Below are 15,948 nucleotides of genomic sequence, written 5' to 3'. Positions count from 1 at the left end.
AGAGAGGTCAAAGTGTATTGCTTCCATTCGATAACCGCTATATATTCCGATCGCACTAGGTCAAATTTACAAATGAATCGGGTTGCTCGCTGTTGTGTTTCTTACTTGATTTGTTTGGGCTTAGTAGTCGCTTTAGCAGTTTTTTTACCCTCTTCACTGCCAGTTTATTCCCAAAAAACAAGTCCTTTAACTACAGAAATTCGCGGCGTTTGGATCACTAATGTTGCTAGTGGTGTACTATTTTTCCCTTGGGGTATTAACCGTGCTATAAATCAATTATCGGCTCTGAAGTTTAATACTATTTATCCTGTAGTTTGGAACCGAGGACATACTTTTTATAAAAGTCCTGTAGCCAAAATGACTATAGGCTCTGATACTCAACTTTTGCTCAACTTCATGCACGGTGGACAAGATGTTTTAGCAAAGATAGTAACACTTGCTAAAAAGAAAGATTTGAGAGTCATTCCCTGGTTTGAATACGGGTTCATGACACCCCATTATTCACAATTAGCAAGGCGTTATCCTTCTTGGCTAACAATTGGCCAAGAAGGTATAAATTCTATTCAAGATGCCCCACCAGAAGAAATTGACAATGTTTTGGTGAGTCACCAGGCTTGGTTGAATCCTTTACATCCACAAGTGCAAAAGTTTATCCAAGGGTTAATTTTAGAAGTAGTCAGGGATTATGATGTGGATGGTATTCAGTTTGACGACCATTTTGGGATGCCTGTACAGTTTGGCTACGATCGCTTCACTATCAAACTCTACCAGCAAGAACATCAAGGCAAAAGTCCCCCTACTGACGCTTTTAACTCAGAATGGATGCGTTGGCGAGCAGATAAAATTACTGGTTTCATGGCAGAAATCTATCAAGCTGTCAAGGCAGTTAAACCCAATGTCAAAATTTCTTTGTCTCCTAACTATCAAGCTTTTGCCTACAGATACTATTTGCAAGATTGGGAAACTTGGGTAAAAAAAGGTTTAGTTAATGAGTTAGTTTTGCAGGTATATCGAAATGATCAAAACTCTTTTATCGCTCAACTAGAACTTCCATCTGTGAAATTGGCTCAAAGTTTAATTCCTGTAGAAATTGGTATATCAACGGGAACAGTAGGTAATCCGGTGAAAATCGCCCAAATTAGAGAACAGGTTCAGGCGGTGCGCGATCGCAATTTTGACGGTATTTCCTTTTTCTACTGGGAAAGTCTGTGGGGTTACATCGTACCTGAATCACCCCAACAGCGACGCAAAGCTTTTTTTGAGATGTTTAATGCTAAAGCTGTCAGACTATCACAACCAAAGAAACTTTGAGATCGCTTCATCTGTTAAATGCGTAATTTGATACTCAAACAGGGTATTACAAATAAGTACCTTAGATGAAATATCAAAGATGATTTTAAGCTTGAGAAATATCAGTTCTGTATCTGCCGTATTTTTATTAGTCAGCGTTAGCAGCTTTCATCAGTCAGCCATAGCCACTATCAACAATCAGTCCCAACTGATAGCACAGCAGAGTAAAATCCAGTCACACCCAGTTTTTAAATCTATTCTGCCTAAATTAAAGCAAAAGACTCAGATTCGGATTCTCTTACCGAAGTTTATTCCTGAGTCGGATGGGGAAAATCCAATTTACGCAATTATAGAAGCTGCTACGCAAAAAAAATATGATATTTTACTGGATTTCACTCCCGACTGCTATGGTGCTTCTGCCTGTCATTTGGGCGTTGTTTCTGCTGAAGCTGTAACTCGCAAAACACCCCGTCTTAGTGGTAAAGCTGTATCGTTAGCTAAGGGAATCACTGGCTATTTTGTAGATTTTACTTGTGGCGCTGGTTGTTCAGATGCTACCTTGACTTGGAGACAAGAGGGTGTGCAATATGTTGTTGGGTTGAAAGCAGGCGATCGCACTTCTTTGATAAAAATGGCGAATTCTGCGATTAACTAACTCTGTGGATTCAAGTTTGATCGCAAATAACAATCGGCAAGTTTTGTAGCAGGGCAAAATCCCTGTTACAAAACTTAACTACAAATTACGAATTATTTTAATCTCTAGCTAACATCAGAGTTTGATTTTACTTCCCATCGAAACAGCCGTGGCAATTGAGACACATCTATGGCGTAGTTAACAATCCATAGCACCAATTCAAAAACCAATAAATATCGTATCCACAGCAACTCGCTTTTAGAACCCAAAAGTGTCAAACCCTCATACAACTGCCAGAAGCGGTAAGGCAGGTATATATAAGGAACCATTACCCACACTACATTCTGCAACTGCCTCAGGGTAACTGTCTCAGAGATAATTTGCAACCCTAATATGATAAAGTACCAACCAAGCACAATTAACACACTGCGATCGCCCCACCATAGACCCCACAATAGCATGGCCACTAATGGCAGCAATATTCCTAGCACTTGCACCGATAGGAACCAAGCCTTATACCAAGAGGGAAAGGGTAGAGGCAAAGTATAGGGCTTTGTTTGTTTCCATCCCCAATTCACAACCACAATCAAAAGTGTGGCAATTATAAAAAAGAGGAGATTTTCTAGAAACAAATAGAGGTTGATGTTTAAGTAAGTCACACCGCTCCGAATTAAAAATTAATAATCCTCATCAATTACGAAAATACTTTAACTTTTGTTTGCTCGATTTTCTTGTATTACATGAATAATCGATGGCAGTAAAGAAACAACTATAATTAATCCAATAATCGGTAACAAATACTTATCTACCTGTTCAGGTGGTAGAGATTTTCCTAAGAAAAACCCTAAAAAGGTGATGCCGAATGTCCACAAGAATCCACCAATTAAGTTGTAAGACATAAATGTTCGGTAATGCATAGCACCAAGTCCAGCCACAATGGGCGCAAAAGTGCGGATAATCGGTGTAAATCTCGCTAAAACTAGGGTTTTTTTGCCATGTTTCTCATAAAAATCTTGGGTTTTTACCAGGTGTTTTTTCTGAAACAACCATGAATCTTCTTTCTCAAATAATTTTCTGCCAAATCTATGCCCTGTAGCGTAGCCAACATTATCACCAAGAACTGCACAAACAAAAGCACCAAAAATCAGAACCCAAATGTTAAACCCTGATTTTGGCAGAGATGCGAGAAATCCAGCAGTAAATAGCAAACTATCTCCGGGGAGAAAAAAACCAATTAGCAAGCCAGATTCCGCAAAAATAATCGCCCACACCCCAAAATAGCCAATTTTTGTAATTAGGTCTGGTAAATTTAAATGCATAAAATCTTTTACTGTTAAACAATAAGCCTAAAATATCTTAACGTTTAGCAATTTTTCTGAATAAAAAATAATATTAAATTAACATAAAGTTATTGTGTAATCTTGAGAAATGTCATTACGAATGGCATATTTTATGGTATAGGTGCCAAATGCAAAGATATTTGAAAGTATTAAGACTATTTTGGAGTGCGGCGATCGCAGCAGAGTTAGAGTATCGTGTTAACTTTTTCATAACTACCCTCAGCAGCTTAGGAAATCTTGCTGGCAGCCTCTTTGGACTATTCTTATTTTACCGGACTGGCTACACTTTTAGTGGCTGGTCATGGGAAGCCGCTTTAGTAGTTCTCGGAATTTTTACCATACTCCAAGGATTTTCTACGACTTTTCTAGCGTCGAACTTGAATCGCATTGTCCGTCACGTACAGGAAGGCACTTTAGACTTCATATTATTAAAACCGATCCGCAGTCAGTTTTGGCTTTCCACCCATACCTTTTCACCTTGGGGACTGCCGGATCTAATTTTTGGTAGTATTATCATTGGCTATGCAGGTAAACGCCTCGGTGTAGGGATAGACGGCTATCTACTCGGTGCGCTGCCCTTATTGTTCAGTTTGGTGATTTTGTACAGTTTGTGGTTTATGTTAGGAGCAACCAGTATTTGGTTCGTTAAAATATATAATGCTACCGAAGTGCTGCGTGGTTTGTTGGAAGCTGGACGATATCCCATCGCCGCATATCCCACAGCTTACCGTTTTTTCTTCACCTTTATCATGCCAGTGGCTTTTTTAACTACTGTACCAGCCCAAGCGCTATTGGGTCGGAGTGAAATTAGCTGGTTCATAGGTGCGGCAATATTAGCAGTAGTGCTATTTTTGGCTTCTACTTGGTTTTGGCGGTTTGCGTTGCGATTTTATACTAGTGCTTCGAGTTAGAAAGAGAAGTAATCAAATTTTTATGTTTTATGGCACTTTCTCTAGAGATAAATTTGCTTGAAGGAATTTTGCAACCCTTGCAAACAGCGAAAGATATCGTCAACCAAAGCGTTCACTCTTTCAGTAATTCAGTGCAACAAGCTGGACAGTCTTTGCAGGATACAGCAGCAAGTACGACCGATAAGGCAATTAATACAGTTAGCGCAACTCTTGAACAAGCTAAAGGTTCTTTAGAACAAAATTGGCAAAGGGCTGAACAAGTTAAGAGTACAACATCGGGAGTAGTAAAAACCGCAATTACTTCTTCTGTGAATGATTGGCTGATGCAACACCCGGTATTTTTTAGGTTAGTTCAAATAGGAAGTTGGGCAGCTAATCACCCAATTATTAGTATAGTAATTCTAGTGTTTGCGCTTGCTCTACTTTGGAGCATCATCAAAGCAATTGTCCGCTTGATTGAAACAACTAGTTGGTCAATACTCCAAGTTCCATTAAAACTACTTCAGGCTTTGATTAAAGTTAGTTTTGTATCCTTAACTAATGTTGCCACTTTTGCTGTTCAAAAAATCACAGCTACGAAAACAACTGATAACCTGACTATTTTACTACCTGAAACTTTTCAACCAAATAAACAACAACGATTAATAGAAATTTCTCATCGCTTAGAAGTGATTCAAAAGGAACAACATGAGCTTTTACAAGAAGCCGCAGACTTGATTGCTTCCGACACAATTGATATAGAAATATCAAAAATTAAACAGCTAAAAAGCGTTGAATCACATCTTGGCTGAGTTTTCCTGTGGAACGGCAGGCGACAATACCACCTTATGGCTTTGGTCGTAGTAAACTTATAGCGGTTCTCGTTCACGTGAGGTACACCCGTAGGGGCAATTCATGAATTGCCCCTACACCTTGCGATCTAATTTTGTACCGCATCTGAGTGGGAACCGCTATAAGGTTAGAAATTTATAGCATTAGAAAAGTGACTGCAAATATAATCGACCACGGGGTGTAGCTGAACCAATAGTTTTGCAAGTGTTCATCCGACGCAGCAAATTATTGGAAGCTGCCATCTTTTTCATACTTGATTTTTATCTACCTATTAATAGATTTTACCTAATAAACATCATCGTGACTACCAATATCTACAAACACAGCATCACCATCATCTGTAAAGTAACAAACTACTCTCTCGTCATAATCTACACTAAAGCTCCATAAGTCTTTAAGCTTACCTGACAATTTATGAGTTTTCAAACCCTGCTCAAATGGATTTGCTGTAAACTGCTCCAACTTTTGCCAAAACCGTGGTTATAAATCTACATTCCTTTGAATTCGCTTTTTAAAAGCACGTTTAAATGAAGAATTGAAACTTACTTTTAACATCACTCTTCTATCAGTTGTCTCAGTTCATCCATATTTGAGGAAAACTTTAGTTCACTATTTTGCTGTTCTACTTGCGCCGCCTGAAAATTTTGATAAATATCTTCACGCCTTTCTTACCGTAGATATTGCTGCAATAACAGTTGAATTTCTAACTTTTCTTCGCTGGAAAGACTTTTAATTGCTTCAACTATATCACTGAAGATCATAAATTGAAACACCTTTTAGTACTTATCATATCAATCTAACATGGTAACGATAAAGCTATGCCATTGCTCATAATCTACTGAATTACAATTTGTTGTGTACCAACAAACTCTGTATCGAATGCTAAATTTTCATCCTCCAAAAGCATCTCAATTACTTCACGCAGATTCTCTTGTAATTCATCCAATGTTTCTGCTTGGGAGTGTGCGCCAGGAAATCCGGGAACATAGCCAACATAAAGCTTTGTATCAGAATCTCGCTCAACAATTGCTGTGAATATTTGACATAGTTTTAGCATTAAAGCTATGTCAAATATTCACAGCATAGCACTAGCATCTGAAAATGGACTGGACTGGCAAAATTGAACACGGAATAGAGCGTGGTTGGCTTTTCAGACTTTACGTGGCGGCTCATCTCACCCTCGCTACTTTTACCCCAATTAGTGAGGTTAACATTTGAATAAATCAAGTACCGGAATATAGCCAATGGATACGGATAGAGTCATCTTTAGCACCCAGTGGATTGCTGTTAGGGAATCTTCTAAAGGATTTCAATATTTGGAACGAAATGGTAAGGATTCAGTTGCGGTATTTCTTTTGAGAAAGAGTGGCGAAAATCCGGGACAGTATGATGTCCTAATTCGACACCAGCATCTCTGTATTGATAATCAAGAGGTAAATGGAAGACTAAAGCTTTTTCCCTGCCCGATTACAGGTGCATTGGATGAAGGGGAATCGTCAGAAGCTGCTGCCATTCGAGAGGTTTCTGAAGAGACTGGATATAGGGTTCAGGTTTTACCTTTAGGCAAGTATATCGTTGGTACTCAGGTGAATGAAGTCTGTTATTTGTATTATACAGATGTTACAGGTAGAGTGCCGGATGAGGCTCAAGAGGATGGAACTTATTTGGAGTCCATTGGTAGAAACGAATGGCATCCCTTTAATTATCTAGAAAAGTGTGAGTACTCGGCTTGTCAGATTGGATTGTTTAAACTGCGAAAGATACTTTTTCAGGAGAGTTAGTTTTATTCTACAATCGAGTGGCTCTCGTTATAGTGCAGTACTATGCCAAGCAATGATCTGGACAGAGTTAAAGAAGATCGAGACTTTTTGATTAAACAAAGTGAAATGCTGCAATCTGTAATTAAACGGATGGCAGACAATTCGCTTGAAGCTAAAAAATTTGGATTAACGGTTTGGGCTGCGATCGTTGGATTTGGTTTTCAAAATAGAAACCCTATTTTATTTATCCTGGCATTCGTCTCTTTTACTTTATTCGGTTTACTGGATATCTATTATTTGTACATGGAGAGAGAATTTCGGAAGAACTTCAATCGGTTAGTTCGGATCATTGGAGGTTATGGATCTAACGAAGATGATGAATGGGTAAAGCAAATGAAGTTAAAACAAAGAAACTTTTTGATACCTGATTCATCACCTGATTTTTTCAGGCAAATTTCCAGCAAGGATAGTGTTCTAAAATCCTGGGCAAACCTTCCTTATTTGATTACTTTTCTGATTACGATGGTGCTTATGTATGTACCTTTGCCATCGAAATAGAAATGTAAAAGGTAGCATTCTACTAGATGTATTGTTTTTATCTTTGAGAAACAATTATAGAAATTATCTCCAATTAAAGAACAAAATCTTTGCAGCACTTCTGAATTCTCTCTATGTATGCTTGTCGGGTTTCGTGTGATCCCCCATCCCATAGAACTAATGCTGGGAGGTGTCCTTTTGGGCGATCGGGTCGATTATATTTAAAATTATCTGTATACACGAATAGACGATCTTCTTTATATCCCCAATCCAATGCAACAAAGAAATCAAGAAGTTCCCTATTAACTTGTTGCCAGATATCTATTTGTGCGCTGTAACCAAAGTGACCTTTACTGTAATCTGTCCAAAGTTTATCAATTTTACGTATATCTTTACATGGAATTCTCTGAAAATCAGTTAAATTAAAGTAATTTTGTTGAACATTTGCTACTTTCAACAATAGATTTTTAGTAGTTTCATCTGCTTCTATCCACTCTCCTTTTTTAAGCGAATACTCTAATTGAGCATAGAGTAATAGTTCTTCAGCGTCCTTATCACTGAGTCCCAAATTATTCTGAAGTTCTTTCAACTCAGAAAGAATGTCATCGCTCAAAAAACCTTCTGTTTCTAAATTGTCCTTCAGAAGATTCTGATATTCTTGCAGGTTTTGTTTGTATTCTTCGTGCCGTTGGCTACGTAATTGAAGAACAGCATTTTCAATCGCTTTAGCCTTCTCGGTATCTAGCCCTATTCTCTGCCTTATTTTTGCTAAGTTAATCTTATTAATGTTAGAAATCTCATTATAGGGTTCAGAGAGTGGAACCTTGTTAACATAGCCTTCAACCTTTTCACGGTATTCAATCTCAGGAGTCGGTTGCTCTAAAGATTTTACTGGCGGTTTATGAGGAGAAAATAACACTGGTTCAGAAGGGAGTGGTGGAGACACGTCTTTTTTAATTTCTGGTTGTATAATGCTGTTTTGTTTTTTAAGACGATACCAAAGTTCTGTAAAGCTTTTCTCGTCAGTAAGGATATATTTATCTCTGGAATTTAGTACCAAAGGAACATAATCCAAGTCAGATTGAGAAAATACAACTGGGATAAATTTAGTGTCTCTTAACTGAGCGTTGTAAAGGTCGTTTCTGATAATTGTTCCTTCCCACGAAGCCCCTAAACCTTTTCCAGTTTCCTCCTTACCCTCAAATCGTCGCTTGTATGTCTCAGTAAAGATGATAAGCACAAACTCAGCCCACTCAATTCGGTCTGACATCCAAAGATCCCATCCTTGAGCAGGGGTAAAAGGAGGCTTTGCTCGAACATAACGATCTATTTCTGCGTTAATCCCCCATTTTGAGCGTAACGTATTTGCTAGTCCTAACACATTGTTTTTGTGGTCGTCTGAGTCCCAGCTATAGCTAATGAAAACTTTTGTTTCTGTTTGTGTTTGTTCTGTCATGTTTGTCTCTCAAGCATAGATAAGTTGTTGCGTATTTAATTTGTATATTGGAAGCGGGCAAGATGCCCGCACTACAATAATTTTACGTTTTCGTATTATACATTTACGAAAGTAACTTGATGCTTTAACCATTAACTAACTTTAGTAGAGCGACCGAAAACTTTGGCGTTAGCGAAGCTCACCGAAGATATCGCTTGTCCTACACTTTACAACATTAACTCCAGATATTTTCACACAAAAAACGGTAGAGCAATAAATACTCTACCGTTTTCTAATTTTTTATTTGAGACTAAATCCCAAACCCTAAATCTTACTCAACACCTTGGGGTAACAATTCCCGACGCTGTTGAGAACTAACTTGCACAATGCCATTTTCATCCACATCAACGATCGCAGTATCGCCATCCTTAATACGACCAGACAGAATTTCTTCTGCTAGGCTATCTTCTAACAGGCGCATAATTGCCCGACGTAATGGCCTCGCGCCGTAGCTGGGACTGTAACCTTCAGTGATCAACCGATCCTTGAAGCGATCGGTGACTTCTAAGGTGATACCCTTTTCCGTCAGACGACCAAATACTTCCTTGAGCATAATTTCGGCGATTTGGGTCACTTCCGGCTTGTTCAACTGACGGAAGACGATAATTTCATCGAGTCGGTTGAGGAACTCTGGACGGAAGTACTGCTTGAGTTCTTCGTTGACCAAAGAGCGAATCCGGTTGTAAGTTGACTCGCTGGCATCTTCTCCGGAGAATTCAAAGCCGATACCGCTACCGCCTTTTTCAATTACCTTAGAACCAATATTGGAAGTTAAAATCAGCAAGGTGTTCTTGAAGTCCACCGTGCGACCTTTGGCATCGGTTAACCGACCGTCTTCCAAAATTTGCAGCAGCATGTTGAAGACATCGGGGTGGGCTTTTTCGATTTCGTCGAACAACACCACGGTGTAAGGACGCCGCCGCACGGCTTCAGTCAGCTGACCACCTTCGTTATAGCCAACATAACCTGGAGGGGAACCAATCAGCTTGCTGACGGTGTGACGCTCCATGTATTCGGACATATCTAAGCGGATCATCGCTTCTTCGGAACCGAAGAAGTAAGCAGCTAAGGATTTCGCTAACTCGGTTTTACCTACACCAGTCGGCCCAGAGAAGACAAAGCTAGCTATGGGTCGGTTGGGATTTTTCAAACCGACCCGAGCGCGGCGAATTGCGCGTGAAACTGCTCTCACAGCTTCATCTTGACCAATTAAACGCTGGTGCAAGGTGTCTTCCATGTGCAGCAGCTTTTCAGATTCAGATTCGGTGAGTTTGTTCACCGGTACCCCAGTCCAAGAAGCGACAATGTGAGCAATGTCTTCTTCTGTAACTACAGGTTCTTCACCTTCTGTGCCAGTTGCATTGGTCTTGCTTTGAGCGATCGCGCGGATTTCAGCTTTGATTTCCATTTCGCGATCGCGCAGTTCCCCAGCTTTATCAAAGTCTTGAGAGCGCACCGCGTCATCTTTTTCTTTTAATATCAGACGCAGTTCTTTATCTAACTCCTTAGCTGCGGGTGGCAGTTGGGAGTTAATTAAGCGCACTCTAGAACCAGCTTCATCAACTAAGTCGATGGCTTTATCTGGCAGGAAGCGATCGCTAATGTAACGATCTGATAACTTCGCCGCCGCTACCAATGCTTCGTCGGAGATTTTCAGTTTATGGTGTTGCTCGTAGCGTTCGCGCAGACCATATAAAATTTCAATTGTTTCATCAACTGTCGGTTCACCAACCATCACTGGCTGGAAACGCCGCTCTAGGGCTGCATCTCGCTCGATGTGCTTCCGGTATTCATCTAGGGTTGTAGCACCGATGCACTGCAACTCACCTCTGGCCAAAGCTGGTTTGAGGATATTCGCTGCGTCAATAGCACCTTCTGCTGCACCCGCACCAATTAAGGTGTGTACCTCATCAATCACGAGAATGACATTACCCGCAGAGCGGATTTCATCCATGATTTTTTTCAAGCGTTCTTCAAATTCACCCCGGTACTTGGTTCCTGCTACGAGCAAACCAATATCCAACGTGACTACGCGTTTATCTTCGAGGATGTCAGGGACATCTTTGGTGGCAATGCGTGAAGCTAAACCTTCAGCGATCGCTGTTTTGCCAACTCCTGGTTCCCCAATTAGCACTGGGTTATTTTTAGTCCGGCGACCCAATATCTGGATCACCCGCTCGATTTCTTTGGCGCGTCCTACCACTGGATCGAGCTTATTATCCATTGCCATTTGGGTCAGGTTTGAACCAAATTCATCCAGAGTCGGGGTTTTTGTGCGCCCGGATGAACCGCCTGGTGAAACTTCAGCAGTTTCTCCCAACATGCGGATGACTTGGGTTCTTACCTTAGATAGATCCACACCGAGGTTTTCTAGCACCCTGGCTGCGACGCCTTCCCCTTCGCGGATTAGGCCCAACAGCAGATGCTCGGTGCCAATGTAGTTATGCCCCAGTTGGCGTGCTTCTTCCAAAGAGAGTTCGAGAACTCGCTTTGCCCGTGGGGTAAACGGAATTTCCACGGCAACAAAGCCTGATCCCCGTCCGATAATTTTTTCAACTTCAATTCGGGCATCTTTGAGATTGACACCCATTGATTTCAGCACCTTGGCGGCTACTCCAGTGCCTTCGCCAATCAGACCCAAGAGGATCTGCTCGGTTCCGACAAAGTTGTGACCTAAACGGCGGGCCTCTTCTTGGGCCAGCATGATTACCTTAATGGCTTTTTCTGTGAAGCGCTCAAACATGGCTTTATCCCATCATCTGCGGTCGTGCCGGTATGCTGATTTTAGCACAGGCAAAGCTTTTGGATGCCTGTATAACAGATTATAGACATCCTGAAGCTATGACTTTAGTTGATGGGCTAATTGTTAACTATTGACTACTTTTATCTAGCTAGTGTACTGAGGAGCTTTAGTTCACCAGCGTTTTTAGGATTTATTACAAATAGCTGACTGCTTGCATTCAGAGTTTTTTGACTTAATCCCAAACGTTTATTTATAACATCTATACGCTTGAATGTAAAGCATCAATACCTGCTATAGGTTTTTATTATATAAATCTTATTTAGAATAAAATATTTAAATATAATTAGGCGCAGCAAAGTTACATTTTTTTGCTGAAGTTGATCGCAAGCCCCGATAATTCCAAATTAAAAATCCCCAGCTACTTAAAAACCAAGTGCCAAAAGGATTTGGCCAAGCGATCGCTGACAATAGAATACCACTGGTCTAAAGTTGCTTGAAATTTGCGGTGTTGTAAATCTGGGAGCCAAAGAATCAGCGCGTCTTCATCGTTATCTTGGTAGTAACGCGGCCGCCGTCCGGCTGTTTTGAAGCCAAATTTTTGATATAAAGATATGGCCCCCAAGTTGGAAGCTCGCACTTCGAGGGTAGCTCGCTCCATTTTGCGATCGCAAGCTGTCTTGATGAGCGAATATAATAAAGCCGCACCCATTCCTTGGCGGTGATATTCGGGATGAACCGCCAAAATTGTAATGTGGGCTTCATCTAAAATTGACCAAAAGCAACCCATTCCTAGCAAACTTGTGTTGGAGGAGGGAGAAAATAAACCGAGTATATCGCTGTTGGGACTATCCAATTCTCGTTTGTAGCCGTCCATTGTCCAAAGTCCGCCAAAACAGGCTTGATCGAGTTCCAGAATAGCACTGAGATTTTCTAATGTCAGTAATTTAATTTCTAAGTCTAATGAGATCACATTTATTGAATAAGATTACAAACCCTTTGTACACTGGGAATCGGGAGACGAACTCAAAGCCCGTAATTTGAACAAGGAAAACTTTTATATTTATGGTATCGACTCACCCCACTGGGGTTCAACATTCTGGAAGTCAATATTTACCTCAAAGGCTTGACACCAGCGCAAATCCATCCCCTAATCAAGAACTTTTACCGTTAACTGCCAGAGTTAATCATCATGACTTCCTGGAAATTGGTGGATGTGATGTCACAACCCTAGTTGAGCAATTTGGTTCACCTTTATATATTTTAGATGAAGAAACCCTGCGTTCGGCTTGTCAGCAATACCGAGATGCTTTCAAGCAATACTACAAGGGCGAATCTCAAGTATTGTACGCCTCAAAAGCTTGGAATTGTTTAGCAGTTTGTGCGATCGCCGGATCAGAGGGACTGGGAATCGATGTAGTTTCCGGGGGCGAACTTTACACCGCCCTAGAAGCTGGTGTTAGTCCCGATAAAATTTACCTTCACGGAAATAATAAATCTCGTGAAGAATTAATTTTAGCGATCGAGTCTGGTGTCACCATTGTGGCGGATAACTGGTATGAATTGCGTACCCTTGTGGAAATTGCCCAACCTGGTCAAGCAATCCGCATCATGCTACGGTTAACTCCCGGTATTGAGTGCCACACCCACGAATACATCCGCACGGGACACTTAGATAGCAAATTCGGCTTTGATCCCAACGATTTAGATGAAGTTTTTACCTTTGTCAGCCAACAACCTACCCTGAATTGCGTAGGAGTACACGCTCATATTGGTTCCCAAATTTTTGAGCGCCAACCGCATCAAGATTTGGCGGCTGTTATGGTGCAGTGGCTCCGGGATGCTGGGAAGTATGGTTTAAATATTACAGAGTTAAATGTTGGTGGCGGTTTGGGGATTAAGTACATAGAATCAGACGATCCCCCTAGTATTGAAGAGTGGGTGAAGGCAATTTGTCAAGTAATTCAAGAAGCTTGTGTAGCCGAAAATCTGCCTTTGCCGAAATTACTGAGTGAACCAGGGCGATCGCTAATTGCCACAGCTTGCGTCACTGCCTATACTATTGGTTCATCCAAAGTTATCCCAGAAATTCGTACCTACGTGGCAATTGATGGCGGAATGTCTGATAATCCCCGCCCAATTACTTACCAATCAGTTTATCGGGCAGTCGTTGCTAATAAAATGTCTTCTCCCTTAACCCAAACAGTTACAATTGCTGGTAAACATTGTGAATCAGGAGATATTCTGATTAAAAATGCTCTACTCCCAAAGACTGAGCCAGGGGATATTCTCGTAGTTATGGGAACTGGTGCGTACAATTACAGTATGGCATCTAACTACAACCGCTTGCCCCGACCGGCAGCAGTCGTAGTAGCGAATGGCGAAGCAAATTTAATTTTGCAACGTGAAACTTATCAAGATTTAATTCGACAAGATCGCCTACCAGAAAGACTAAAAAGTAGTCATTAGTCCTTTGTCACTTGTACTGAGCGACTTGCCTTGAGCGAAGTCGAAAGGAGTCGAAGTATTGGTCATTAGGCAGGAACTAATGACTGGTGAATTATGACTAATGACTAAATGTAATTAGAGGCAAAAGTGTAATCCAGATGTCATGAGAGATTGGTGGAAGCAATGGCTGACAAACCTGGGGTGGTCACAGTCCTTGCTACTTGGGACTCTGGATATTGTGTTAGTGCTGGCGCTGACGTACATGATACTAGTTATTATTAGTGAGCGCCGGACACTATGGATGGTGCGAGGATTCATTATCTTAATGCTAGCCTCAGCACTAAGTGGCAGATTCGGACTACCTCTGCTCAGTTTTGTACTTGAAAAGTTGGTAATTGGTTGTGCTGTGGCGATGGCAGTTGCTCTACAATCAGAGTTTCGGCGATTTTTGGAACAGTTGGGGCGTGGCGAATTCCGCCAGTTGTTTCAACCCGACCGTCTGGCAATACCTAAATCTGATAGTGTAATTGATGAAATTGTTGAGGCTGTTAAAGAATTGTCAAAAAACCGCATTGGAGCTTTACTAATTGTGGAAACCACAGGGCCAATTGATGAGCGAGATTTTTCTGTGCCAGGAGTAAAGCTAAATGCGGAGGTTTCTAAAGAACTGATCCAGACAATTTTTCAGCCGAAAACTTTGTTACACGATGGGGCGACACTGATCCGTGGCTCGCGGATTATATCATCGGGTATAATTTTACCACTTTCGGGACGCACAGCCTCGCGCCAGTTGGGAACACGCCACCGGGCGGCAATGGGAATTACTGAGCGGGTCGAAAATTGCGTTTGTGTCGTTGTATCTGAAGAAACGGGTTCTATTTCCTTAGCGGAACGGGGAACCCTAAATAGACCACTGACGATTAGGAAGTTGAAAGAGTCATTGGAGGCTCTTTTGTCTCCAACCGTTGATAGGGAAGCTGTTGCTCCTGGTCTATTGAGTTTTGTTCGTCGGATAGGTGGAAAGACACTAGCACTGGTTTCACGTTTACTCAGATTACCATCGACCGCTTCTCGAGATAAAAAATGACAGCACAACAAACTAAACTGCAAGATTTACCTACTGACTTAAAACGAGAACTATTGCCGCAGCACGTGGCGGTGATTATGGATGGCAATGGTCGATGGGCTAAACGTCAAGGTCTACCTCGAATTATGGGTCATAAGCGAGGAGTAGATGCTCTCAAGGATTTACTTCGCTGTTGTCAGGATTGGGGAATTCAGGCGCTGACAGCTTATGCTTTTTCAACGGAGAACTGGAAAAGACCGCAGGAAGAAGTGGATTTTTTGATGACTCTGTTTCAAAGAGTTTTGCGCCAAGAACTGCGGGAAATGGTCGAGGAGAATGTGCAAATTAAGTTTGTGGGAAATTTGCAAGAACTGCCGCGATCGCTCCAACAAGAAATTTCCCGTTCAATGGAAGAAACTAAGAATAATCGTGGTATCCGGTTTTCGGTGGCAACTAATTATGGCGGACGACAGGAAATTTTACAAGCTTGTCAGGCGATCGCAAAACAAGTTCAGCAAGGTCTGCTACAACCTGATGAAATTAATGAACAGGTATTTGAGAGCCACTTGTACACAGCCGGAATTAATGATCCAGATTTGTTAATTCGCACCAGTGGAGAAATGCGCCTCTCCAATTTCCTACTCTGGCAAATGGCTTATGGAGAAATTTACATCACTGATGCGCTCTGGCCCGATTTTGACCGAGCAGAGTTTCACCGCGCCTTGTGTGCCTACCAGCAACGGGAGCGGCGGTTTGGGAAAGTTTAAAATCAGTGCGATCGCATTCAGCAGTCATAGTGCGATCGCTCCCAACACATTGGTGACAGAAAGTTTAAAATTATAAACTATTTGTCAATAAGCACTATTGCTGAAAATATTGTTCAAAATCGGGGTTAT

At 41.3% G+C, this 15,948-nt stretch carries 16 protein-coding genes; 9 read left to right on the top strand and 7 right to left on the bottom strand.

The annotated features are described in order from the left end of the window. The first annotated feature begins 72 nt into the window (after positions 1-72). Both V7K50_RS21675 and V7K50_RS21670 read left to right on the top strand, forming a co-directional pair. Positions 73-1,311 (top strand): glycoside hydrolase family 10 protein, encoded by a 1,239-nt coding sequence (locus V7K50_RS21675; protein WP_334963600.1) that lies wholly within the window; start codon positions 73-75, stop codon positions 1,309-1,311. A 79-nt stretch (positions 1,312-1,390) separates the two neighbouring features. Further along, the gene (locus tag V7K50_RS21670; RefSeq protein WP_334963598.1) at positions 1,391-1,945 is read left to right on the top strand and encodes a hypothetical protein; all 555 of its coding nucleotides are present in this window, start codon (positions 1,391-1,393) and stop codon (positions 1,943-1,945) included. A 104-nt stretch (positions 1,946-2,049) separates the two neighbouring features. Here the strand turns inward: V7K50_RS21670 and V7K50_RS21665 are convergent, their stop codons facing one another. Together V7K50_RS21665 and V7K50_RS21660 are read right to left on the bottom strand one after the other, a co-directional pair. Beyond that, a complete protein-coding gene (locus V7K50_RS21665) occupies positions 2,050-2,583 on the bottom strand; it encodes a hypothetical protein (protein WP_334963596.1) in 534 nt (177 codons plus the stop codon). Positions 2,584-2,631: 48 nt separating this feature from the next. Beyond that, a complete protein-coding gene (locus tag V7K50_RS21660; protein ID WP_334804527.1) occupies positions 2,632-3,243 on the bottom strand; it encodes a DedA family protein in 612 nt (203 codons plus the stop codon). 149 nt (positions 3,244-3,392) lie between these two features. On the opposite strand from V7K50_RS21660, the gene V7K50_RS21655 reads away from it, so the two are divergent. Both V7K50_RS21655 and V7K50_RS21650 read left to right on the top strand, forming a co-directional pair. Next, a complete protein-coding gene (locus tag V7K50_RS21655) occupies positions 3,393-4,175 on the top strand; it encodes an ABC transporter permease (protein ID WP_334963594.1) in 783 nt (260 codons plus the stop codon). A 29-nt stretch (positions 4,176-4,204) separates the two neighbouring features. Then, positions 4,205-4,966 carry a hypothetical protein gene (locus V7K50_RS21650; RefSeq protein WP_334963592.1) on the top strand — a complete coding sequence of 254 codons (762 nt, stop codon included), beginning with the start codon at positions 4,205-4,207 and terminating at the stop codon, positions 4,964-4,966. A 325-nt stretch (positions 4,967-5,291) separates the two neighbouring features. On the opposite strand, the gene V7K50_RS21645 is transcribed toward V7K50_RS21650, so the two are convergent. Together V7K50_RS21645 and V7K50_RS21640 are read right to left on the bottom strand one after the other, a co-directional pair. Continuing rightward, positions 5,292-5,468: a type II toxin-antitoxin system RelE/ParE family toxin gene (locus tag V7K50_RS21645; RefSeq protein ID WP_334963590.1), complete on the bottom strand. Its 177-nt coding sequence runs from the start codon at positions 5,466-5,468 to the stop codon at positions 5,292-5,294. A 373-nt stretch (positions 5,469-5,841) separates the two neighbouring features. Then, positions 5,842-6,063 (bottom strand): type II toxin-antitoxin system HicB family antitoxin, encoded by a 222-nt coding sequence (locus V7K50_RS21640; RefSeq protein WP_334963588.1) that lies wholly within the window; start codon positions 6,061-6,063, stop codon positions 5,842-5,844. Between the two features lie 187 nt (positions 6,064-6,250). Here V7K50_RS21640 and V7K50_RS21635 point away from each other — a divergent pair, with 187 nt between their 5' ends. Next, positions 6,251-6,787, top strand: coding sequence for an NUDIX domain-containing protein (locus V7K50_RS21635; protein WP_334963586.1), 537 nt, complete (start codon positions 6,251-6,253; stop codon positions 6,785-6,787). Positions 6,788-6,829: 42 nt separating this feature from the next. Beyond that, positions 6,830-7,324: a hypothetical protein gene (locus V7K50_RS21630; RefSeq protein WP_334963584.1), complete on the top strand. Its 495-nt coding sequence runs from the start codon at positions 6,830-6,832 to the stop codon at positions 7,322-7,324. A gap of 73 nt (positions 7,325-7,397) precedes the next feature. Here the strand turns inward: V7K50_RS21630 and V7K50_RS21625 are convergent, their stop codons facing one another. From V7K50_RS21625 to rimI, 3 genes are all read right to left on the bottom strand, one after another. Further along, complete coding sequence (locus V7K50_RS21625) at positions 7,398-8,759, bottom strand: GUN4 domain-containing protein (RefSeq protein ID WP_334963582.1); 1,362 nt, start codon at positions 8,757-8,759, stop codon at positions 7,398-7,400. Between the two features lie 310 nt (positions 8,760-9,069). Beyond that, positions 9,070-11,541: an ATP-dependent Clp protease ATP-binding subunit gene (locus V7K50_RS21620; protein WP_334963580.1), complete on the bottom strand. Its 2,472-nt coding sequence runs from the start codon at positions 11,539-11,541 to the stop codon at positions 9,070-9,072. Positions 11,542-11,959: 418 nt separating this feature from the next. Further along, positions 11,960-12,511 carry a ribosomal protein S18-alanine N-acetyltransferase gene (gene rimI, locus V7K50_RS21615; RefSeq protein WP_334963578.1) on the bottom strand — a complete coding sequence of 184 codons (552 nt, stop codon included), beginning with the start codon at positions 12,509-12,511 and terminating at the stop codon, positions 11,960-11,962. Positions 12,512-12,603: 92 nt separating this feature from the next. On the opposite strand from rimI, the gene lysA reads away from it, so the two are divergent. The 3 genes from lysA (at position 12,604) to V7K50_RS21600 (ending at position 15,819) form a co-directional block, all read left to right on the top strand. Beyond that, a complete protein-coding gene (gene lysA, locus V7K50_RS21610) occupies positions 12,604-14,007 on the top strand; it encodes a diaminopimelate decarboxylase (RefSeq protein WP_334963576.1) in 1,404 nt (467 codons plus the stop codon). A gap of 142 nt (positions 14,008-14,149) precedes the next feature. Further along, entirely contained in the window at positions 14,150-15,073 is a 924-nt protein-coding gene (cdaA, locus tag V7K50_RS21605) for a diadenylate cyclase CdaA (protein ID WP_334963574.1), read from the top strand. Next, positions 15,070-15,819: an isoprenyl transferase gene (locus V7K50_RS21600; RefSeq protein ID WP_334963572.1), complete on the top strand. Its 750-nt coding sequence runs from the start codon at positions 15,070-15,072 to the stop codon at positions 15,817-15,819. The genes cdaA and V7K50_RS21600 overlap by 4 nt, the downstream gene beginning before the upstream one ends. The last annotated feature ends 129 nt before the right edge of the window (positions 15,820-15,948 follow it).

It is taken from the genome of Nostoc sp. (genome assembly GCF_036917135.1).
GTDB lineage: Bacteria > Cyanobacteriota > Cyanobacteriia > Cyanobacteriales > Nostocaceae > Nostoc.
This window is presented reverse-complemented; position numbering and strand designations above follow the sequence as displayed.